This window comes from Flavobacterium bizetiae (assembly GCF_024271895.1).
Taxonomy (GTDB): Bacteria; Bacteroidota; Bacteroidia; order Flavobacteriales; family Flavobacteriaceae; genus Flavobacterium; species Flavobacterium bizetiae.
The window spans coordinates 572,436-595,266 of the sequence record NZ_CP091861.1 but is presented as its reverse complement, the minus strand read 5'-3'; the positions used below and the strand labels follow the sequence as shown (position 1 = coordinate 595,266).

The following is a 22,831-nucleotide window of genomic DNA, read 5'->3' as shown; positions in this document are numbered from 1 at the left end:
ACAAACTTAAATTATGGATACCAGCAAAGAACTCTTATTCTTTTTTAGCGCATTAGGAGTTTTTAACGGAATTATTTTAAGTGTATATTTCTTCTTTTTTACGAAGAAAAAGTTCCTGACCAATTATTTTTTGGGTGCATTATTATTCGCACTAAGCATCAGAATTGGAAAATCGGTTTTTGTGTATTTTAATCCTACGTTGCCAAAAATGTATTTGCAATTTGGGTTAACCGCTTGCTTTTTTATTGGTCCCTTTTTATATTATTTCCTCAAATCAGCCGTTGCCGAAATTAATATAATGCCCAAATCCTGGAAACTTACCCTTTTATTCTGGGCTTTATTTATAGGTACAATTGGATTTTTATATCCTTATGAATATTATCCGGAACTGTGGAGACACTATTTTATAAAAGCGATTTATTTTCAATGGTTTGTGTATATTATTTTTTCCGGCTTTACCATTAAAGACATTCTACAAAAAATCATAAGTAAAAAATACAAAGCAACTCCGGCAGAAATGTGGTTCGGAATGCTTTTTCTAGGCAATTCCCTTTTATTCTTTTTTTATTTTCTTGCCATAATGAACGCTCCGGCCGCTACTTATATTAGTGGGGCAATTGTTTTTTCGATTATGTTCTATTTAATTATTTCGATCCTTTTATATCGTAAAAAAACCGATGATTTGTTTTTATTAAACGGATCAAAGAATTCCGGTAAAAAGATAGATGCAACCGAAGCGGAAATTTTTACACAAAAACTCGAAAGTGTAATGAATGAAAAAGCATTGTATAAAAATCCCAATCTTACATTGCAGGATTTGTCTAAAGAAATAAACATTTCAAGTCATCAATTATCCCAACTTTTAAATAATAATTTAGGTAAGAACTTTACCAGCTTTGTAAATGAATTTAGAATAAAAGAAGCTTGTGAAATTATAACTTCAAATGATAAACTTACTTTAGAATCTATTGGCTACGATGTAGGTTTTAATTCTAAATCGACATTTTTTGTTGCCTTTAAAAAGTATACCGGAACAACGCCTTCCAACTACCAAAATCAGACTTTACGATCGTAGCAGAAAGTGTGAATTTATAAATTCGTACTCCTAGTTTCTCTTTTGGTTACCTCATAATGCGATTATCAGTTGACTTTTGCTTTAAAAATAAGTCAAATTTTAATCGCCAAAATTCATGAGATTTTCAGTTACCAATTTTATTTATAGGTATTGCATGATTCTTTATGCCATTACTGCAAACGCACAATCTTCAAAAACAACTCAGGAAAAGATTGTAACTCCCAATAACGAATTAAACGAAGTAGTTATTAAAAAACAGGCATCGTTAGTAAAATATGCTGCCAACGGAACGCTTGATATAAACGTCGCAAATACATTGCTTTCAACAAGTAGTTCGGTCAATGAATTATTGGGCAGGGTTCCGAATGTTATTGTAGCCGAAGGACAAATAAGTGTTCTGGGGAGAGGAGAAGCGATTATTTACCTTAACGGAATTTTGATTAATTACGAACGTTTTGCTGCGATTCCGGTTTCTCAAATTTTAAAAATCGAAGTAATTTCAAATCCATCTTCAAAATACGATGCCGAAGGAAAGGCGGTTATTAATATTATTACCAAAAAAAATATCGAAAACGGAATGTTAGGAAGCGCGAGTCAGCAAGTGACCGTTTCTGAGTTTGCCGGAACGAGTACTAATACACTTTTGGATTTTAATTATACAAAAGGCAAATTTTCGTTCATCACCAATTACGGATTGCAATTGGGCAAAGGCCGCGAATTGTTATATACGACCAGAACACGACCAAATCCGGATGAATATATGCGATCTGAATTAACCACAGATTGGAAACGTCAGTTTAATAATTATTCGAACTTTGGTTTTGGATTGCAATACACGTTCTCTGAAAAGAATTACATTTCATTAGCGTATAGCGGCAATATTGAAGATTTGGGAGGAGTTGTAGAAAGCCGAAACTCTATTAGTAATAATGTGGGAAATAGTTTTTATGCCACAGATATTGCTAAAAATGATGTGCTGCTGAATCAGTTCATTAATCTAAATTATAATGCAATAACAGATAGTAAGGGTTCGTCGTTGTTTATAGGAACACAATACTCTAATTATAACGGAACTGTAAAAGATTTTATCGATGAAAATAGTTGGGTTGACGAACGTAATGCTGAAAAGTATCTGAAGAATAATGTCGACAATAGAATTGATATTATAAGCATTCAGGCAGATTATTCTAAAAAGATAAATGAAAATACAAAGCTCGAAACCGGAGCAAAATACAGCAATGCAACAGTAGAATCAGGAACAGTTTTCCTGATTTCTGATGTAGAAAATGGCGATTTTGAACCTGATGATCAACTCTCGAGTGATTTTAAATATGTTGAAAAAATCAGTGCCGCTTATTTTAATTATGGAAGTTCATTAGGGGAGAAGTTTAGTTTTTCGGTTGGCGCACGAGGCGAATGGACGAATTATAATTTGTACACTACTGCAAATGGGATTCAGGAATTCAAAAAAAGTTATGGCAATTTTTTTCCTAATGTGTTACTAAATATGGATGTTTCAGATGATTTAAAACTACATGCATCGTATGTTTCCAGAATAACAAGACCAAGATATCAGGGTTTGAATCCGTTTGTTATTTATCAGGATCCCTTTACTACTATAGAAGGAAATCCTAATTTACTTCCTGAAAAAACTCACGCCTTTGAGATTGGTACGATGTACAAAAAGTTTGATTTTAAAATAGGATATACCTATAAAATCGATCCAATTTCCGGAGCTGCTTTGCGCGGTGATACACCAAATAGTTATATTTTGAGATCATTAAATATAGAAAAAGAACATACTTTTTTTACTTCGCTTTCAAGATCATTTACAAACAAATGGTGGAGTTCGACAAATACCATTAGTATGAATTTAAGCAAATCTATCGATAATTTTTATGAATATGCTTTGGGTCCTGTCAAACCTCAAATCTATCTCTATTCTAATAATACATTTACGATTCCGAATCTTTTTAAAGTTCAGTTGCTTGCCTGGTATCTTGGCGATAAAAGCTACGGATTAAGAAGCGAAAATAGCAGATCGACAGTTACTGTAGGAATCGAAAGAAACTTTTTGAAAGATGCCCTGAAACTCAATTTTACCGCAAATGATATCTTTCACGATTTTATGGTTTCCGGTAATTATGATGTTGGTCAAACCGAAATATATTACCACAGAACCTACACCACCAATTATTTTAAACTGATAGCAACATATAGTTTTGGAAATTCAAAGAAACAAGCTTTTAAGAAAACAGAGATTGAACAAAGCGAAAATAACAGAGCGAGATAAAGAAAAAGGCTTCACATATTAGTGAAGCCTTTTCTAAATATAATTGAATTGTATAATTAACGTATAAAGAAGATTTAGTTGATCTCTTTAGTAACAATTTGCATTGTTTCGCGGCTTACTTGTTTTAGTAAAACTTCTTTGTTTGCTTCAACAGTTTCGGCTGCATTTTCTGTAAAGTGACGAATAGTATATAAAGTCACATTCTCATTATAATCTACTTTGAATTTTTTCGAAAGAATAGCGTTTAATTCATTGAAATTTCCGAATTTATCTTCAACGCAAACAGAAAAACTAATTGCAGAGTTCTGGATTAAGTTTACTTTGATTTTGAATTCGTGGAATAAACCAAAAATCTCGCTGATGTTTTCTTCCATAATGAAAGAGAAATCAATTGAAGAAAGCGAAATTAAAAGCTGTTCTCTTTTTACAATAAAACACGGATATTGTGGCTCTAAATCAACACCTTTAGAAACGCAGGTTCCTTTTAATAATGGGTTGATAAACGATTTTACGTATAACGGAATTTCTTTTTTCTGTAATGGCTGTAATGTTTTTGGGTGAATAACCGTTGCACCGTAAAAAGCCAATTCGATTGCTTCACGATAAGAGATTTGATTCAACAAACTCGCATTCTCAAAATAACGCGGATCCGCATTCATAACTCCCGGAACATCTTTCCATATGGTTACACTTTCGGCATTTAAGCAATAAGCAAAAATTCCTGCTGTATAATCAGAACCTTCACGACCAAGAGTAGTAGTAAAGTTATTTTCGTCAGCACCTAAAAATCCTTGAGTGATGTTTAATATTTTGCGTTTTACATTTTTGCTGATCAATTGTTGAGTCGTTTCCCAATCTACTTCCGCATCTCTGTAATTTGCATTGGTTTTAATGAAATTACGAACATCAAGCCATTGCGTCTGAATACCTCTGTAATTCATATAATGACTTAAGATGGTAGTCGAAATTAATTCTCCAAAACTTACCACCTGATCGTAAACAAAATTGTAATTAGGAGATTTATTATGCGCCAGGAAATATTCTAATTCAGAAAACTGAGCTTTTACAGCCGTAAAAACTTCGTGTTTTTCATCCTCAAATAAATCTAATAATATTTGATTGTGATATTTTTTTATTTCTTGTACAGATGAATTCAACTCTGCCGATTTATCAAAATAATTCTTGATAACAACTTCAAGAGCATTTGTCGTTTTTCCCATTGCCGAAACGACCAAAATCACATCTTCATAACCTACTTTTTGTAAAACGTCGTATACGTTTTTAATTCCATCAGCATCTTTAACCGATGCACCACCAAATTTAAATACTCTCATTATTAATTTTAGATTTTTAATTTTAGATTTCAGATTCAAATCGAAATCTAGTATTTTGTTTTCCTGCCACAGATTATTAGGATTAAAAAGATTTTAAAAATCTGTGAAAATCATTTTAATCTGTGGCAAAATATATCTTTATAATTTTTGTAAGAACGAATTTACGCCCGCTTCATCCATTTGAACCACTCTCCATTCTTCCAGAATTTTTGCACCAGAGTTTTCGTAGAATTTTACGGCAGGAGTATTCCAGTCCAGAACATTCCATTCAACTCTTCTTACGTTATCTTTTTTACCTTGTCTCATGATTTCAGCATAAAGAGCAGATCCTAAACCTGTCCCGCGCATTTTTTCTTTAACAATCAAATCTTCAAGATGTATGGTTTTACCTTTCCAGGTAGAATATCTGTAATAATACAATGCGATTCCAACTATTTCTTTGTTGCTTGATTCATCTTCGATTTCTGCAACAAAAACATGAAATAATGGTTTTTCGCCAAAGCCATCGCGCACTAAATCTTCTACAGTAATGACAACAGCCTCCGGTTCTTTTTCGAATATTGCCAACTCCTGTATTAATCCCAAAACCGATTCCATGTCTTCAGGATTTCCTTTTCTAATATTCATATTCTATTCGTTTTATTTTAATCCTAAATATACAATTACCGCTTTTATTTTAAAAATTTGCTTGTACGAATTTCTTATAAGGGCAATTCATATATTCTTATTATTAAGCGTTTATTAGCTAAAAATGTATTTTTTTATTTGACACTTCCTGCTATTAATTAGCAAATATACAATAGTGGCAAACTAACAAAATAATTTTTGAATCATTCTCACAAAAAAAGCGATATTTGTGACTTATAATCAAAATCTATAACGATATAGTAATGGAAGAACGCAATAAAACACTAGGAGAGTTTATTATTGAGAACCAAAAAGCATTTCAGTATTCGTCGGGAGAGCTTTCCCGAATTATCAACTCTATACGTTTGGCGGCCAAGGTCGTAAACTATAAAGTAAACAAAGCCGGACTGGTAGACATTATTGGCGCTGCAGGCGAACAAAATGTACAGGGCGAAGACCAACAAAAATTAGATGTGTATGCAAACGAAGTATTTATCCAGACGTTAATAAACCGTGAGATTGTCTGTGGTATTGCTTCAGAAGAAAACGACGATTTTATTACTGTTCAGGGGAGCGACAACAGTCATAATAATAAGTACGTGATCTTAATGGATCCGCTTGACGGATCTTCAAACATTGATGTAAATGTTTCAGTAGGAACTATTTTTTCTGTTTTTAGAAGAATTACTCCAATAGGAACTCCGGTAACAAGCGAGGATTTTTTACAACCGGGAATCAATCAAGTTGCAGCAGGTTATGTAATTTATGGAACTTCGACCATGTTGGTATATACCACAGGTCATGGCGTAAATGGTTTTACACTGAATCCGGCAATTGGTACATTTTATCTGTCACACCCGAATATGAAATTTCCTCAAAACGGAAATATCTATTCTGTGAATGAAGGAAACTATGTTCATTTTCCGCAAGGAGTAAAAAATTACATTAAATATTGTCAGAGAGAAGAAGAAGACAGACCTTATACTTCCCGATATATCGGAAGTTTGGTTGCTGATTTTCATCGCAATATGATCAAAGGCGGCATTTATTTGTATCCAACAAGTTCAAAAGCACCAAAAGGGAAATTACGTTTATTATACGAATGTAACCCAATGGCGTTTATTGCAGAGCAAGCAGGAGGAAAGGCCACAGATGGTTTTGGAAGAATCATGGAAATTCAGCCAACAGAATTACATCAAAGAGTTCCTTTTTTCTGCGGAAGTTATAATATGGTAGAAAAAGCAGAAGAGTTTATGGCAGCTGAGTAAGTTTTCAGTCTCAGTCGCAGTCTCAGTTTTCAGTCTCAGATTGAACTAAATAGAAAACCCGACAGATTTTTAAAATCTGTCGGGTTTATTTTTTGGTTTCAATTAAGCTTCAATTTTCGGTACAACACTGTCTACTGTGACTGAGACTGTAAACTGGATACTATTTGTTCATGTTTTCCATTTCGAAAAGGAAAGTATCTAAATCTACTTTTTTGTCTACTAGAGACAATGCTTTTCTAATAATATAATTTACGTTTCCTGGAGTAAATCCTAAAGCTAGTCCCATACGGGTTAACATCACTTCTTGTTGATCTCCTAAATGGTGATCTACGTGAACCATTCTGGCTAAATCATACAAACGCTCTAAACGTTGAGAGTATAAATAAGGTGGGTTTATTGGGTGTTTCAACGGATCTTTTAAAATTTCGTTGTATTCGTCTTCTGAGATTTGTAATGTTGAAGCTAGTTTTCCTAAGAAATCTTTTTCCTCTGGACTTATTTTGCCGTCAGCAAAAGCTACACGCACAATTGCAGAGAAATGACCTCTGTTTCTTTGTTTGAATTCGTTATCAAATAATTCTGAAAATGGCATAATTTGTGGATTTTTATTAAGCAAAGATAAATTTTATTTTAAATTATTAATTTTAATTTTCTCATAAATTTTAACTTATCAATATTCATTGAATTAATCTTTGGCCTCATTAAATCTTCAAAATAAATCGTAAGTTTACAACCCCTAAACATTTAATAGTATTACCCGTATGTCAGAATTTTGGATTTATTTTCAAATAGGATTAAAGCACGTTTTAGATATTCACGCTTATGATCACGTTCTTTTTTTAATCGCATTAACAACCCCTTATTTGTTCAAAGACTGGAAACGCATTTTGCTTCTCGTTTCTATATTTACAATTGGCCATACTTTGGCTTTATTGCTTTCAGTTTACGGAATCATTGCTATAAAAGTTAATACAGTCGAGTTTTTAATTCCGATCACTATTTTGATAACGGCGGTTTTTAATCTTTTTACAGCAGGTAAAACATCTAAGAATGACGGACTGAATTTAGTGTTTTTTGTAACCCTGTTTTTTGGGATAATTCACGGACTTGGCTTCTCTAATTATTTCAAGACAATTTTAGGTGGCTCACCTAGTTCAAAATTACTACCTTTAGGCGAGTTTGCGTTAGGAATCGAAGCAGCTCAGTTAGTTGTGGTTTTTGTAGTTCTGATTATATCATATATTGTACAAACCGTATTTCGCTTTTCAAAGCGCGATTGGGCACTTGTAATGTCGGCTTTTATTATTGGAGTTGTAGTTCCGATGATTATCGAAAGCCCAATTTGGAACAGATAAAGTAAATGGAAGAAAAAAAGTTAAATAAATACGATAAGGCTTATTTAAGAATTGCGACAGAATGGGGAGCACTTTCCTATTGCATGCGAAAAAAGGTAGGTGCCATTATCGTAAAAGACCGAATGATTATTTCTGATGGATACAATGGTACGCCATCCGGATTTGAAAATTGCTGTGAAGACGAAGACGGTTTAACCCGTTGGGATGTTCTTCATGCCGAGGCAAATGCAATACTTAAAGTAGCCAGATCAACACAATCGTGCGAAGGTGCCACTTTATATATTACGCTTTCACCTTGCAAAGAATGCAGTAAATTGATACATCAGTCAGGAATAAAAAGAGTGGTGTATCATAACGGATATCGTGATGATTCCGGAATTCAGTTTTTAATAAAAGCAGGTGTCGAAGTAGAACATATTCCTGTTTTAGAAGAATAATGAAATTTAACTCAAAATATTTGCCAATTATTATAGGAGCAACCTTTGCTCTTGGTATTGTCAGCGGAAGCCTTATGAATGCTCCCGTTGATGATCAGCTTTTGGCTAAAAATTATTCGAAAACCAAGCTGAACAAACTCATTGATTTTATCAATAACGAATATGTTGATAGCATCAATACCGATTCTATTGTAAACCTTACCGTAGATAATATTCTCTCAAAATTAGATCCGCATTCTGTTTATATTCCGCCAACAGAACAGGCTGAAGTAGCCGAAAGTATGAAAGGTGATTTCGTGGGAATCGGAATTAATTTTTATATGTATAAAGATTCTGTTGCGATTATAAAACCAATCGAAAACGGACCTTCGGCGAAAGCCGGAATAAAATCCGGAGATAGAATTTTATTTGCAGGAAAAACGAAATTATACGGCAGAAGATTACCATCTGACAGTTTATTTTCGAAATTAAAAGGAATAAAAGGTTCTGAAATTGAATTGACGGTTTTTAGAAAATCAGAACAAAAGAAATTAAAGTTTAAAGTAAAAAGAGATATTATCCCTATAAAAAGTGTGGATGCTTCTTTATTGCTCGATAATAAAACAGGTTATATCAAGATCAACCGTTTTGCAGAAACTACTTTTAATGAATTTAAAACCGGTTTAACGCGACTAAAACAAAACGGAATTGAATCACTTATCATCGACCTTCGCGATAATGGCGGCGGTTATATGGAAGAAGCTATTGCAATTGCCGATGAGTTTTTGAAAGACAAACAGCTGATTGTTTTTACCAAGAATAAAAACGGAACAACCGAAAAAACTTTTGCGACAAAAGCAGGAAGTTTTGAAACCGGAAAAGTCTACGTTTTAATTAATGAAAATAGTGCTTCAGCAAGCGAAATTTTGGCAGGAGCTATTCAGGATAGCGATCGCGGAACTATTGTAGGTCGCCGTTCTTTTGGTAAAGGATTGGTACAACGCGAAATGGATTTCAATGACGGATCTGCTGTGCGATTAACCGTAGCGAGATATTATACCCCAACCGGAAGATCGATTCAGAAACCTTATAAAAAAGGAAACGAAGAGTATTTTAAAGAATCAGAATCGCGTGTAAAATCAGGCGAACTTTATGCAAAAGACAGCATAAAAGTAGCCGACTCATTAAAATTTAAAACTCCAAAAGGTAAAATCGTTTATGGCGGCGGCGGAATCGTTCCTGACATTTTTGTGCCAATTGAAGCAGAACACGGAAACGAGAATGTGGCTTATTTAATGCAGACCGGAATTGTGGGGCATTTTGTTTTTGAGGAATTAGATAAAAACCGCGATGCTTTTGCGGGACTTCATTTTAATGAGTTTTTGGCTAAGATGAAAAGCTCTGATGCTTATTTTAAAAAGTTCAGAAATTATATTTTAATGACAGGGCTTGACTTAAAATTAGATAAAACCAAAGCATTGGTAAACCGTTATATTGCTGCAGAATTTGCCCGTCAGCTTTATGGCGAATTGTATTATTATGATGTTATCCTGAAAGATGATGCCATGATCAAAGCAGTTTTGAATCCGAAAAAGTAATCCTTAATTCTTGTATCAGATGAAAATAGAAACTATTGTAAATGCTGAAATCGAACTTTTAACGGCAATAAAAAATGCTGATGTTGCAGCGTTGGATAAAATGCTGCACGATGATTTGCTTTTTAATTTGTCGGACGGACAAACCATCACGAAAGAATTTGATTTAGAATCGTATCGTTTAGGAAAAATGAAAATCGAAACCTTAGAAGCTTCTGATCAAATCATTAATATCATAGAAGATACAGCAGTAGTGAGTGTGATTATCTTATTAAAAGGAGCTTATGATAATAATCCTATCGCTAATTCGTTTCGTTATATAAGAGTGTGGAGGCAATTCGGCGAAAGCCTAAAAGTTATTGCCGGAAGTTGTACACAAATGGTATAAATTTTGAAAGTAAAAATATAAATCTAACATAACCGGTTTCTGATAATTATTGGAATTGCGGTTAAATTATAAAATATGAAAAATCTAAAAAGAGTAAGTTTCTTATTATTGCTAATGACTTTTGTAATTTCTTGTGCCTGTATGAAAGATAAAAATACGATTTCAGGAAAAGTGATTTCTATCGAAAATGGAAAAGACGGTTATACGGCCAAGATCAACACCGATAAAAATGAGGTTTATTTTGCTACAATCAGCATTGTAAATCTTGGTGGACCTGAGAATTTCAAAAGATTTAAAGAAGGCGATGAGGTATCTCTAAAAGGAGAAATCTGGAAAGCAGATACTGAGAAACATATCACAGTAAAAGAAATTGTTTCGGTAAAATAAAGGGTTAAACCATATAAGTTATATAAGTTCATTTAATACTATGCGTGAAGCAATAACTATTAAAAGAAAATAAACTTAAGTAAAAAAAAGAAACCATATAAATTATATAAGTTGATAATATGCGCAATGCATTAAATGAACTTATATAATTTATATGGTTTAATAATTTTATAGGGTTTCTCGAATACTATCGTGCGAGTGAGTTTGTATTCCGTTATTCCATAAAGTAAGAATATCCGTTGCAACGGCAGCGCCACTTCCGGCAGCAATTGCCAATTGACTTCTCCAGCCTGCTAAAGTTCCAATAACATAAATACCGTCGGCTACTTTATGATCGTCATTTTTAAGCTGAATACGCTGTTTTTCTGGTAATGCTTTTTTGTGGGGTTCTACATATTGTATCAAGCCCTCGATGTCAAAAGTATTCGCAGAACCAATACCAACAACAATATTTTTTGCTTGATAAGAATTTTTGTTTGTAGTAACCGTAAATTCAGGGTAAGAGCCTTCGACTTTTATTACTTTTTCATTAAATATTTGGTCAATTTGCGGATAACTTTCACCTAAAAATTGTGAACTTTCATCTAGCAATTGAGAACCTAATTTTCCTGAAGGGACGCCATAAGCATTATAGAAAACGGCTTCTTGTAAAGCAGAGTTTTTCTGATGCATAAAAATCCCGATTTTTTTATCGATGACAAAAGCTTTTTTCTTAGCTGAACCCAAAACAAGTGCACAAGAAACTCCCGAAGCACCTCCGCCAATAATTAAAACCTCGAACATATTAACGACCGTTTGTTTTTTCTTCAATTCTTTTAGAAATTCTAAAGATTAAAAGAATCAAAACGGCACAAAATGAAGCTGCGATTCCAATAAAAGCAACTACACTGTCTCCCTGGAAAGGATTTTTGAAGTCTAGCAACGTAATATTAAAAACAATTAAAGCTAATGCTAAAAGCACTAAGATTGAAGTAAAAATTTTCATAATGGTTGTTGTTTGCCTAAAATAATAAAGTAAAACTCTTTGACTTAAAAAATGTCTTAAAGTTGTATTTTAGAAATTTTATGGGGTAAATTTATAAAAATAAATGTTAGACAAACAAACCTTTAACATTAGCAGCAAATAATTTAACAGCAATTGCTAAAAGTATCACTCCAAATGTCTTGCGAACCACGCCAAGTCCGTTTTCTCCTAATAAATTTTCGATTTTTTTAGAAGATTTTAAAACGATGTAAACCAGTATAATATTTAATATAATTGCGATGATAATATTAATGGTGTGAAATTGAGATCGTAGCGATAATAAAGTTGTCATAGTTCCTGCTCCCGCAATTAACGGAAACGCTAACGGAACGATAGAAGCTGAGCCCGGTTCTTCGTCACGATAAATCCTGATTCCCAGAATCATCTCTAAAGCCAGGAAGAATAATACAAACGAACCCGCAACGGCAAACGAATGCACGTCGATACCTATAAGACTTAAAAAGCCTTCTCCAACAAAAAGAAATACAATCATAATAAGACCTGCTACAATCGAAGCCTTCTCAGATTCGATATGGCCCACTTTAGATCTTAAGTTTACAATGATCGGAATTGATCCTACAATATCAATTACCGCAAAAAGTACCATCCCAACAGTAATTATTTCTTTAAAGTCGATTTCTAGCATATCACTTTGATTTTAAGGATTTAAAATTTTTTGCAAAGGTAGATAATAAAGGTAGGTGTTTTTTTGATACGATGTATTTTTGTTATAAAAACATGGTTTAGTGGTTAAAAAAGTGATATTTGTAACAAAAAATAATTTAACCGCAAAGATTCGTAAAGATTTACGCAAAGTTCACAAAGGATAAAATGTTATAAAGCTTTGCGTAAATCACTGCGTGCTTTGCGGTTAATATTTTAAAGTGTTTATCTGCTTTCTTTGACTATCTTTGCACTTTATAAATTTCAGTACTTTATTATCATGTTTCAATTAGGAAAAACCATTATTTCAGAAGATATTCTTGAAAAAGAATTTGTGTGCAACTTGTCAGCTTGTAAAGGAGCTTGCTGTGTTGACGGAGATGCCGGTGCGCCATTAAACGAAGCGGAGACTAAAATACTGGAAGAGATTTATCCTAAAGTAAAACCATTTTTACGTAAAGAAGGAATTGTTGCAATCGAAGCGCAAGGAACTTGGGTAAAAGGAACCGATGGTGATCTTGAAACACCATTAATCGATGAAAAAGATTGTGCGTATGTTATTTTTGATGGCAAAACTGCACTTTGCGGAATCGAGCAAGCTTATAATCAGGGAATCATAGATTGGAAAAAACCAGTTTCTTGTCATTTGTATCCAATCCGTGTAAAAGACTTTACAGAGTTTGCTGCGGTCAATTATGATAAATGGGATATTTGCGATGATGCCTGTTCTTTAGGTAAAGAATTGGAAGTTCCGGTTTATAAATTTGTAAAAGAAGCGTTGATCCGCCGTTTTGGTCAGGATTGGTATTTAGAGCTTGAAAAAGTAGCCGAAGAACTTAAGAAATCTTAAAAATTCCGGCGCCTTAGTTACTGCTTTTAGAGGATATATTTTAACTCAAAAAATAAAGTTTTAACTCAAAAAAAAACTTTTAAAAACAATTGAAAATTTCTTGCTTTTTATTGTAAAAAGTCTATATTTTACGGGCTTCAAGGTCGTTTATTCGTTTTTAAACCATTCATTTACAATAAATTAATTATTGTCTGAAAAATATCGCATTTTTCGACCGTTGTTAAAAACTACGTCGAATTGTGAATAAGTTTGGCTTTCATTTTTAGCGATAATTGACAATCTTTGTAGTCTATTGAATTAGTAAAAATTCAGTACAAAAATTAAATAAAAATTACCATGTCACAAGTCGAGCCAATATTACAAGAAAATAAAAATCGTTTCGTTATTTTTCCTATCAAACATCACGATATTTGGGAATGGTATAAAAAAATGGAGGCTAGTTTCTGGACTGCCGAAGAAATTGACTTGCACCAGGATTTGACAGATTGGAACAATAAACTTAGTGACGACGAAAGATATTTCATTAAACATATATTAGCATTCTTTGCAGCTTCTGACGGAATTGTAAATGAAAACCTTGCTGAAAACTTTGTAAACGAAGTTCAATATGCCGAGGCGAAGTTTTTCTATGGTTTCCAGATCATGATGGAAAACATTCACAGCGAAACTTACTCTTTATTAATTGACACTTACGTGAAAGATGAAGCAGAGAAAGCAGAATTGTTTAATGCTTTGGAAGTTTTTCCTGCAATTAAGAAAAAAGCAGACTGGGCTTTAAAGTGGATCGAATCTGATTCATTCGCTGAAAGGCTAATTGCTTTTGCTGCCGTTGAAGGAATTTTCTTTTCAGGTGCTTTCTGTTCTATTTATTGGTTAAAAAAACGTGGTTTAATGCCAGGTTTAACTTTCTCTAACGAGTTGATTTCTCGTGACGAAGGTGTACACTGTGACTTTGCAGTGCACTTACACAATCATCACCTGATTAACAAAGTACCAAAAGACAGAATTAAAGAAATCATCGTTGATGCCTTAGATATCGAAAGAGAATTTGTTACAGAATCTCTGCCGGTAAGTTTAATTGGTATGAATGCTGCTTTAATGACGCAATACTTAGAATTTGTTGCGGATAGATTATTAGTAGAATTAGGTTGCGAACGTGTATATGGATCAGCGAATCCGTTTGACTTCATGGACATGATTTCTCTTCAGGGAAAAACTAATTTCTTTGAAAAACGTGTTGCAGAGTATCAAAAATCTGGTGTGATGAACACAGACAGTGATGCTCAGAAAATTTCATTTGATGCAGATTTTTAGACAACAAGAATAATTTTAGCGTTACCTCGAAACGCTAAAAAGAATAGAATTTTATAACAGAACATTTTTCGGTTGAATCTCTTTCCCAAATCGCAGATTCAATAACAATTTTTAATGCCTTTTCGGTCTATTTTGTAGGCTGGAACAGATAACTATTGAGAATCCTGCAATTCTCAAAAAATAATTTTAAAACACGCAATGTTTAAGTACTGGAAATCGTTATTCCAGTGTCTTTCATTTTTTCAATAACTAAAATAGTAAGCTTATGTATGTAGTAAAAAGAGATGGCCACAGAGAGCCCGTAATGTTTGATAAGATTACAGAAAGAATCAAAAAATTGTGTTACGGTTTAAATGAACTTGTAGATCCTGTTAAGGTAGCCATGCGTGTTATCGAAGGATTGTATGATGGGGTTTCAACTTCTGAACTGGATAATCTTGCGGCAGAAACGGCGGCTTCTATGACAATTGCGCATCCAGACTATGCACAATTAGCAGCGCGTGTGGCAATTTCAAACCTACATTCAAATACTAAAAAATCGTTCTCAGAAACGATGAAAGATATGTATCATTACGTAAATCCAAGAAACGGGCAAGAAGCTCCGTTACTTTCGGATGAAGTATTCAAAGTAATTCAGGAAAATTCAGAATTCTTAGATTCACATATCATTTATACAAGAGATTTCAATTACGATTACTTTGGTTTCAAAACCTTAGAACGTTCGTATTTGTTAAAAATAAACGGTAAAATTGTCGAAAGACCACAACATATGTTGATGCGTGTTTCGGTTGGTATCCACCTTGACGATTTAAAATCAGTAATCGAAACTTACGATTTAATGTCTAAAAAGTTCTTTACGCATGCAACGCCAACGTTGTTTAATGCAGGAACTCCAAAACCACAAATGTCTTCTTGTTTCCTTTTGGCAATGCAGGATGATAGTATCGATGGTATTTACGACACTTTAAAACAAACGGCTAAAATCTCGCAATCAGCGGGAGGAATTGGTCTTTCTATTCATAACGTTCGTGCGACAGGATCTTATATTCGTGGTACAAACGGAACTTCAAACGGAATCGTACCAATGTTGAGAGTTTTCAACGATACGGCTCGTTACGTAGATCAGGGTGGTGGAAAACGTAAAGGTAGTTTTGCGATTTACATCGAAACATGGCATGCTGATATCTTCGAATTTTTGGATTTAAAGAAAAATACAGGAAAAGAAGAAATGCGTGCAAGAGATTTATTCTTCGCCATGTGGACATCTGATTTATTCATGAAACGTGTACAGGAAGATGCGTCATGGACTTTAATGTGTCCTAACGAATGTCCTGGATTATATGATGTTTACGGAGAGGAATTCGAAACCATGTATCTTGATTATGAATTTAGAGGAAAAGGTAGAAAAACCATTCGCGCACGTGAATTGTGGGAGAAAATCCTTGAGTCACAAATCGAAACAGGAACGCCTTATATGTTGTACAAAGATGCAGCAAACCGTAAATCGAACCACAAGAATTTAGGAACAATTCGTTCATCAAACTTGTGTACAGAGATTATGGAGTTTACCTCTAAAGATGAAATCGCAGTTTGTAACCTGGCTTCTATCTCATTGCCAATGTTTATCGAGAACGGTAAATTCGATCACGAAGCGCTTTACAATGTTACAAAACGTGTAACTCGTAACCTGAACAAAGTAATCGACAGAAACTACTATCCAGTAAAAGAAGCTGAAAATTCTAACTTACGCCACCGTCCGGTTGGTTTAGGAGTACAAGGTTTAGCAGATGCTTTTATCATGTTGCGTATGCCGTTTACAAGTGACGAAGCAAAAGCATTAAACCAGGAAATTTTTGAAACATTATACTTCGCAGCCGTAACCGCTTCTATGGAAATGGCAAAAGAAGAAGGACCATATTCTACATTCGCTGGATCTCCAATGTCACAAGGAGAATTCCAATACAATATGTGGGGAATGAAAGATGAAGAATTATCAGGCCGTTGGGACTGGGCTTCATTAAGAAAAGAAGTAATGGAGCATGGAGTTCGTAACTCATTATTAGTTGCGCCAATGCCAACCGCTTCGACTTCACAAATTCTTGGAAACAACGAAGCTTTCGAACCATATACATCAAACATTTACACACGTCGTGTATTGTCTGGAGAATTCATCGTAGTAAACAAACATTTACTTCACGATTTAGTAGACAGAGGTTTGTGGAACGAAACTTTGAAACAGGAAATTATGCGTCATAACGGATCAGTTCAAAATATTGATGTGATTCCGCAAGACCTTAAAGAATTGTACAAAACAGTTTGGGAAATGTCGATGAAAGACATTATCGATATGTCACGTCAAAGAGGTTATTTTATTGACCAATCGCAATCATTAAACTTGTTCATGCAAGATGCAAACTATTCTAAACTTACGTCAATGCACTTCTATGCTTGGCAATCAGGTTTAAAAACAGGAATGTATTACCTAAGAACAAAATCTGCGGTTGATGCAATTAAATTTACCCTAAACAACGATAAAAAAGAAGAAGATGCACCGGTAACTTTAGTTCCGCAAACAGAAGCAATCAGCGTTGAGGATTACAAAGCAATGCTTTTAAAAGCACAAGCAGCAGAGCCTGATGATTGTGAAATGTGTGGGTCTTAATGATTTTAGAGTTTAGATCTAAGATTTTAGATTTTTAGAATATTTATAAAAAGCAGTTATTGTAATGATAGCTGCTTTTTTTTAGGAGCTATTTCCCGCTTTTCATTGCAATCTTTTTATTTTTTAAAGAAAAAAATAAAAAGGATTTCCACTTCAATCGGGGCTAATCATCATTCAATAGAAATTTATGAAAAGTAGAATTATCTTTATATTGTTAATGCTCTTTTTTGTTTCATGCAAAAAGAAAGAAACTAAAGATGTAAAAGAAGTCAAGATTGCAAAGCAGGAAAACGATTATAGTGATATTGATCAGGACGAGGTTGTTACGATGAATGCTATAAGAACCAATTATGATACCTTGGTTAATAGAGTTAAAAAGATGGGCGATGAAGATGCTTACTTAGAGCTTTTTTATGATTTTAAAGAAAGTGCTATAGAAGTACGCACAGATAGTGTAATGGTTTATGCCAAAATCATGGCTTTGCAACACAATTATGAAAGAGGATATTATGATTATCTTCAAGCATTGTACGAGAAATATAATGTAGATTATTCTGATTCCTCAAAAATTGATATTAGCAAGCTAGACAAAGTTTCTAAGAAATCAATTGAAGATTGGTTAAAACTCATGCTTGATAAAAAGATCATGACAAAAAAAGATTTTGATGCAATAAAAAGATAGTTTCGAATGAAGAAGATTGTGTTATGTTTGCTTTTGATGGTTGGCTCTCTTTATGCTCAAAAAAAGGATATTATTTATAGAATCGCTTATGATTCTTATCCGGCAGTTGGTTATTCTTATAATATTAATGTTTTAATCTTAGAGGAAGATTCGAGATATTACTTAATAAATCAAAAATTTTCATCAAGAAAAATGGCAAGAAAAAATATTCCATTAAGAACTTCAAAAGAATATGGAAATTGGACTATTATCAAGGATACATTAAAGCTTATCGAAGATCAGAATAAGAGAGAAAGTAGATATATAATTCTAAGTGATAAGAAAATTACTTTTTTGTTTGATAATGTAGATCAGTCCAAATATTATTGGAGAAAAATAAAAAATTGAAACATTTTATGGACTTAAATATTATTTACAAGAATAAAGAGAATTATTATAATTTGGCTAATAATTATTTTAATCAACTAGATTCTGATGAATTAGAGATTAATGATCTTTCTGTAATCTTTCCAAAGTCTATTTCTATTCTAATAGATCACGATTTTATTCCAACTCCCTGTATTGAAATTAAATTGAATATTCTTCAAAATCAAAAAGAAGTTGGAGACTATTTTTTATACATCAACGAAAAAAAGGAATTTATTGATGAATTTCTTGTTATGTATTAATTCCGTCCGTTTCGTATTAATACAAATAAAACAATATCTCCAAAAATTCCCCGTTCTAATTATTACCAAAGATTTTAAAACTTAGTCCCTTAGTAACTAAGAAATTCAGAACCTTCTCTTTAAACCTTTAAGAGAAAGTCAAGTCTTATTGTAATAATTTCTGAATTATGAAAAAAAGCAATCTTTGGTCCTTACGATTGGGTTTTTCCGGAAAAGAATCCGATGCAATAGAAAAATTAGGATTAGAAAAATTTCTAAAACATTCCTATGATTTAAAATTCGACACAGAACTCCCCACTTTTTTAAATGACGATCCCAAAACATTAATGGAACTCAAAGAGCTGCGAGAAGCGATAAAAACTGCCGATTCAGAAGCTAAAAAGAAAATTCTCATGCAGGAAATCTATTCATCCGTAGAATTAAAAAAATGGTGGATTGGCAAAATGCGAAACGACGAATTTCCGTTACGCGAAAATATGGTTTGTTTCTGGCACAATCATTTCGTTTCTACAACCCAAAAAGTAAAAGTCAATTACTGGATTTACCAGCACAATATGATTTTGCGCGAAAATGCATTTGGAAATTTCAAAAAACTGACCAAAGAAATCGTAAAATCGAATGCAATGGTCAAATACCTGGACAATGTCGATAACAAAAAAGGGAAGTACAACGAAAATCTAAGTCGGGAATTACTCGAATTATTCACAATCGGGATCGGAAATTATTCTGAAAATGACATCAAAGAAGGCGCACGAGCTCTGGCTGGATTAAATTACGGAGACGATGGCGCTATCTACAGAAGTCTTGCTCAGGATAATACCAATAAAACCTATTTCGGGAAAACTGGAAACTGGAACTCAGATGATCTCATTGATATCATTTTTGAACAGAAAAATATTCCGTATCTCATTACCAGAAAAATTCTAAAATGGTTTATTTACGATAATCCGTCAGAAGATTTAGTGAACTATTACGGCGATTATTTCAGAAAAGTAAAGTTCGAAATACAACCTTTACTAACCAAAATCTTTACCGAAGAATATAAAAAAGAAACCTCAGGAACAAAGATCAAAGATCCGTTGGTTTATATTTTACAGCTTTTGGATGAATTGCATATCGACGATCTTGATGATGGTATGATTCTCTATTTCCTGAAACAACAAGGAATGGATTTGTACAATCAGGTCAATGTAAAAGGTTGGGACGGCGGTAATTCCTGGTTGACTTCACAAATTTATTTACAACGCAATAACACCTCAGATTTGCTTTGCAGCGGAAGAAGTATTACCAGAAGAGTATTGAATACGATGACTTCGGATACTGAAAAGCCAAAAACAGAAGTAGAGAAAATCGATATTAAAATCGACTTTGATCCTAACGGAAATAATAAAACCATTATCACCGAATTATCAAATAGATTATTATTTAAAGTAAATGATTCGATGCAAAAAGATATGGAGAATTTACTAAAGTATGATTTCGACCCAAAAGAAGCTCACGCTAATTTTGCCGTAATACGACTTTTTGATTATATCACGAAACTACCCGAATATCAATTAATTTAGAAAGCTACAGCTATGAACAGAAGGAATTTTCTAACGCTTACAGGAACTTTTACGGGCGGAATGCTAGTGCTTCCTGATTTTTTACATGCTTTTGGTTCGCAAAACAATTTAGTAATCGGCGAGCAATGTATTGTATTTGTACAATTGAATGGTGGAAATGATGGTTTAAATACCTTCATTCCGTACGATAATCCGTTGTATTATGATCTTCGAACTAAAATTGCCTTAAATAAAGATTTGGTTATCAGTAAGAATAAAGGAATGGCTTTTCATCCTTCGTTAAAAGATTTTGCTCAAATGCAGCAAAACGGAGATTTAACTGTAATTCAGAATGTGGGATATCCGGAACCTATTCGGTCGCATTTTCGCAGTCAGGAAATCTGGCAAACCGCAACAGATTCTAATAAATACATCAACGAAGGCTGGTTAGGACGTTATCTGGATTTGCAATGCAACGGACATCAGGCAACGGCAGGAATCAATATCGATTCGATTGATAATCTCGCATTAAAAGGATTAGAACCTAATTCGATCACGGTAAAAGATCCAAACCGATTTAAAGTAAAATCAGATAAAGAAGAAAATGTAACCTTATCCGATAATCCGCAATTAGATTTTGTTCGAAAAATTGCCAATTCCGTTACCGAAGGATCAGATGAAATTCAGAAAGCTCTGGCGAAATCAAAATCAGAAATCACTTATCCTAAAACCGACTTATCCAAAAACCTCGAATGGATTGGAAGATTAATAAAAGGGAATCTAAATTCGAAAGTATATTATACTTCGCTTGGCGGATTTGATACACATGACAATCAACTTGTTATTCAAGAAAAACAATTAACCACTTTAAATGATGCCTTGTACAGTTTTTATCAGGATTTAAAACAAGCACAATTACTTCAAAATGTTACTATTGTAGTTTTTTCAGAGTTTGGTCGACGAGTAAAAGACAACGGAAACGGAACAGATCACGGAACTGCCGCGCCAATGTTTATAATAGGAGGAAATAACAAAGGAACTATTTTAGGTCACAATCCGGATTTAGCGAACCTGGATAACGGCGATTTAAAATACGAAACTGATTTTAGAAGTGTCTATGCCTCTTTATTAAAAGAAAAAATGAATTTCGATTATTCTAAAATTGGTATTAAAAATCAGCCGGTTTCTGGGTTGTTTTCGTAAATTTTGATTTATGTTCGCAATCTTGTCATTCCGAGGAACGAGGAATCACACTCGTAACTCGACTAAGATTGGAGTCTTTCGGAGCGGAGTTTCTTGCGGAGATTCCTCGTTCCTCGGAATGACAAGAAAGGACAGAGACATTCCTTTAATTCGAGAAATTGAATTGTAAAATGATAATGATTTGAGCTAATTCGTGAATTCGTGGCAAAAAAAACTTAGTCCCCTAACATCTCAGTATCTCAGAACCTTAGAAAAACCAATTGTAAATATCTCATTTTAAACCAATATTTTTATATTATCATACAAAACCTGCTAAATTTGTTAAGAAATCCTTTTTTGTTTCATAAAATGCAATATTTTTTTTGGTGCACTGAAATTAATTTATACATTCGCAGAGAATTTATTGAAAAACACAAACAAAATGTCTAATAACCGTTTTTATTTTAGCAACTCTTTTTATTTCTTCTTTAGTAGAAGTGAGGATTGTGCTATGGTTATTTGAGAAAATTTAAAAGACAAATAAAACTAATATACAATCCTGATGAAAATCAGGATTTTTTTTTGAATATATGACAACTAAAATTGCGATACAAGGTATAAAAGGTTCTTTTCATCATCAGGTTGTGAAAGAGTATTTCTCTGAAAATGTGGAAATTGATGAATGTTTGTCGTTTGAAGAATTGATTGATAGCCTGCTTTCAGGAAAAACAGACCAGGCAGTTATGGCAATTGAAAATTCGATTGCAGGACCAATTATTCCGAATTATGCATTGATTGACAAGAATAATTTACACATAATTGGAGAGCATTATTTGAATATTAGTCAAAATTTAATGACACTGAAAGGTCAGAAAATCGAAGATATAAAAGAAGTTCATTCGCATCCAATGGCAATTTTACAATGTATGGATTTCTTAAAACAATATCCGAACATTAAGTTGGTTGAAGACAAAGATACCGCTGAAACAGCAAGAAGAATTCAGGAAAAACAACTGGCCGGAATCGCTGCAATTGCAAGTAAAACGGCTTCGGAAATGTACGATCTTGATATTATCGCACCAGAAATTCAAACGATCAAAAACAATATGACTCGTTTTGTGATTATCAAAAAGCAAAATTCATTTTTGCCAGAAAACGAAATCAACAGAGCATCGATCAAATTTGAACTGGATCACAAAAGAGGAAGCTTAGCAGCAGTTTTAAATGTAATGAGCGATTGCAAACTGAATTTGACAAAAATTCAATCGTTGCCAAAAATTGAAACACCTTGGAAATATTCGTTTTTCGTAGACGTAACATTCGAGAAATACGAAGATTTTGCAAAAGCCAAATCGTTATTAAACATAATGGCGGAATATTTTAAAGTACTGGGAGAATATAAAAATACGAAACCATAAAGGGGAAATCTCAATTTTTTAAAATTCAAAATTCCAATTGTCAGGCTGAGCGATCCTGAAGCTTCGGGAGAAGCCCGCAAAGTTAG

Annotated in this window: 23 protein-coding genes; 17 read left to right on the top strand and 6 right to left on the bottom strand. The window is 33.4% G+C overall.

Annotated elements, in window-relative coordinates:
* The first annotated feature begins 13 nt into the window (after positions 1–13).
* Positions 14–1,075 carry a helix-turn-helix domain-containing protein gene (locus tag L0669_RS02805; RefSeq protein ID WP_263761152.1) on the top strand — a complete coding sequence of 354 codons (1,062 nt, stop codon included), beginning with the start codon at positions 14–16 and terminating at the stop codon, positions 1,073–1,075.
* Positions 1,076–1,190: 115 nt separating this feature from the next.
* Positions 1,191–3,368 carry a TonB-dependent receptor domain-containing protein gene (locus L0669_RS02800; protein ID WP_263761150.1) on the top strand — a complete coding sequence of 726 codons (2,178 nt, stop codon included), beginning with the start codon at positions 1,191–1,193 and terminating at the stop codon, positions 3,366–3,368.
* 74 nt (positions 3,369–3,442) lie between these two features.
* On the opposite strand, the gene L0669_RS02795 is transcribed toward L0669_RS02800, so the two are convergent.
* Together L0669_RS02795 and L0669_RS02790 are read right to left on the bottom strand one after the other, a co-directional pair.
* Entirely contained in the window at positions 3,443–4,702 is a 1,260-nt protein-coding gene (locus tag L0669_RS02795; RefSeq protein ID WP_173970322.1) for an aspartate kinase, read from the bottom strand.
* A 138-nt stretch (positions 4,703–4,840) separates the two neighbouring features.
* Entirely contained in the window at positions 4,841–5,329 is a 489-nt protein-coding gene (locus tag L0669_RS02790; protein WP_263761148.1) for a GNAT family N-acetyltransferase, read from the bottom strand.
* Between the two features lie 263 nt (positions 5,330–5,592).
* Here L0669_RS02790 and fbp point away from each other — a divergent pair, with 263 nt between their 5' ends.
* Positions 5,593–6,597: a class 1 fructose-bisphosphatase gene (fbp, locus tag L0669_RS02785; protein WP_173970320.1), complete on the top strand. Its 1,005-nt coding sequence runs from the start codon at positions 5,593–5,595 to the stop codon at positions 6,595–6,597.
* Between the two features lie 160 nt (positions 6,598–6,757).
* Here fbp and L0669_RS02780 read toward each other — a convergent pair whose 3' ends face one another.
* Positions 6,758–7,189, bottom strand: coding sequence for a tellurite resistance TerB family protein (locus tag L0669_RS02780; protein ID WP_263761146.1), 432 nt, complete (start codon positions 7,187–7,189; stop codon positions 6,758–6,760).
* A 169-nt stretch (positions 7,190–7,358) separates the two neighbouring features.
* Here L0669_RS02780 and L0669_RS02775 point away from each other — a divergent pair, with 169 nt between their 5' ends.
* The 5 genes from L0669_RS02775 (at position 7,359) to L0669_RS02755 (ending at position 10,738) form a co-directional block, all read left to right on the top strand.
* Entirely contained in the window at positions 7,359–7,952 is a 594-nt protein-coding gene (locus L0669_RS02775; protein WP_263761144.1) for a HupE/UreJ family protein, read from the top strand.
* Positions 7,953–7,957: 5 nt separating this feature from the next.
* On the top strand, positions 7,958–8,389 hold the full coding sequence (locus L0669_RS02770; RefSeq protein WP_173971416.1) for a deoxycytidylate deaminase: 432 nt from the start codon (positions 7,958–7,960) through the stop codon (positions 8,387–8,389).
* Positions 8,389–9,966, top strand: a complete 1,578-nt coding sequence (locus tag L0669_RS02765) for a S41 family peptidase (protein WP_263761142.1) — start codon at positions 8,389–8,391, stop codon at positions 9,964–9,966. Before L0669_RS02770 ends, L0669_RS02765 begins: the two co-directional genes overlap by 1 nt.
* A 19-nt stretch (positions 9,967–9,985) precedes the next feature.
* The gene (locus L0669_RS02760) at positions 9,986–10,351 is read left to right on the top strand and encodes a nuclear transport factor 2 family protein (protein ID WP_263761140.1); all 366 of its coding nucleotides are present in this window, start codon (positions 9,986–9,988) and stop codon (positions 10,349–10,351) included.
* Between the two features lie 75 nt (positions 10,352–10,426).
* A complete protein-coding gene (locus L0669_RS02755; protein WP_173971419.1) occupies positions 10,427–10,738 on the top strand; it encodes a hypothetical protein in 312 nt (103 codons plus the stop codon).
* Positions 10,739–10,906: 168 nt separating this feature from the next.
* Here L0669_RS02755 and L0669_RS02750 read toward each other — a convergent pair whose 3' ends face one another.
* The 3 genes from L0669_RS02750 to L0669_RS02740 form a co-directional block, all read right to left on the bottom strand.
* Positions 10,907–11,521: an NAD(P)/FAD-dependent oxidoreductase gene (locus L0669_RS02750; protein ID WP_263763899.1), complete on the bottom strand. Its 615-nt coding sequence runs from the start codon at positions 11,519–11,521 to the stop codon at positions 10,907–10,909.
* A 1-nt stretch (position 11,522) separates the two neighbouring features.
* The gene (locus L0669_RS02745; protein ID WP_017496183.1) at positions 11,523–11,723 is read right to left on the bottom strand and encodes a hypothetical protein; all 201 of its coding nucleotides are present in this window, start codon (positions 11,721–11,723) and stop codon (positions 11,523–11,525) included.
* Between the two features lie 106 nt (positions 11,724–11,829).
* Positions 11,830–12,408: a MarC family protein gene (locus tag L0669_RS02740; protein WP_263761138.1), complete on the bottom strand. Its 579-nt coding sequence runs from the start codon at positions 12,406–12,408 to the stop codon at positions 11,830–11,832.
* A gap of 297 nt (positions 12,409–12,705) precedes the next feature.
* On the opposite strand from L0669_RS02740, the gene L0669_RS02735 reads away from it, so the two are divergent.
* The 9 genes from L0669_RS02735 to L0669_RS02695 all read left to right on the top strand — a co-directional run bounded on the left by L0669_RS02735 (position 12,706) and on the right by L0669_RS02695 (position 22,745).
* On the top strand, positions 12,706–13,275 hold the full coding sequence (locus L0669_RS02735) for a DUF3109 family protein (protein ID WP_263761136.1): 570 nt from the start codon (positions 12,706–12,708) through the stop codon (positions 13,273–13,275).
* A 336-nt stretch (positions 13,276–13,611) separates the two neighbouring features.
* A complete protein-coding gene (locus L0669_RS02730) occupies positions 13,612–14,589 on the top strand; it encodes a ribonucleotide-diphosphate reductase subunit beta (RefSeq protein ID WP_029270611.1) in 978 nt (325 codons plus the stop codon).
* A 265-nt stretch (positions 14,590–14,854) separates the two neighbouring features.
* Positions 14,855–17,251, top strand: coding sequence for a ribonucleoside-diphosphate reductase subunit alpha (locus tag L0669_RS02725; protein WP_263761133.1), 2,397 nt, complete (start codon positions 14,855–14,857; stop codon positions 17,249–17,251).
* Positions 17,252–17,438: 187 nt separating this feature from the next.
* Complete coding sequence (locus L0669_RS02720) at positions 17,439–17,933, top strand: ABC transporter permease (RefSeq protein ID WP_263761131.1); 495 nt, start codon at positions 17,439–17,441, stop codon at positions 17,931–17,933.
* Between the two features lie 6 nt (positions 17,934–17,939).
* Complete coding sequence (locus L0669_RS02715; protein ID WP_263761129.1) at positions 17,940–18,320, top strand: hypothetical protein; 381 nt, start codon at positions 17,940–17,942, stop codon at positions 18,318–18,320.
* An 8-nt stretch (positions 18,321–18,328) separates the two neighbouring features.
* On the top strand, positions 18,329–18,601 hold the full coding sequence (locus tag L0669_RS02710) for a hypothetical protein (RefSeq protein ID WP_263761127.1): 273 nt from the start codon (positions 18,329–18,331) through the stop codon (positions 18,599–18,601).
* 167 nt (positions 18,602–18,768) lie between these two features.
* Positions 18,769–20,166, top strand: a complete 1,398-nt coding sequence (locus L0669_RS02705) for a DUF1800 domain-containing protein (protein WP_263761125.1) — start codon at positions 18,769–18,771, stop codon at positions 20,164–20,166.
* Between the two features lie 12 nt (positions 20,167–20,178).
* The gene (locus tag L0669_RS02700) at positions 20,179–21,348 is read left to right on the top strand and encodes a DUF1501 domain-containing protein (RefSeq protein WP_263761123.1); all 1,170 of its coding nucleotides are present in this window, start codon (positions 20,179–20,181) and stop codon (positions 21,346–21,348) included.
* 569 nt (positions 21,349–21,917) lie between these two features.
* Complete coding sequence (locus L0669_RS02695; RefSeq protein WP_263761121.1) at positions 21,918–22,745, top strand: prephenate dehydratase; 828 nt, start codon at positions 21,918–21,920, stop codon at positions 22,743–22,745.
* The last annotated feature ends 86 nt before the right edge of the window (positions 22,746–22,831 follow it).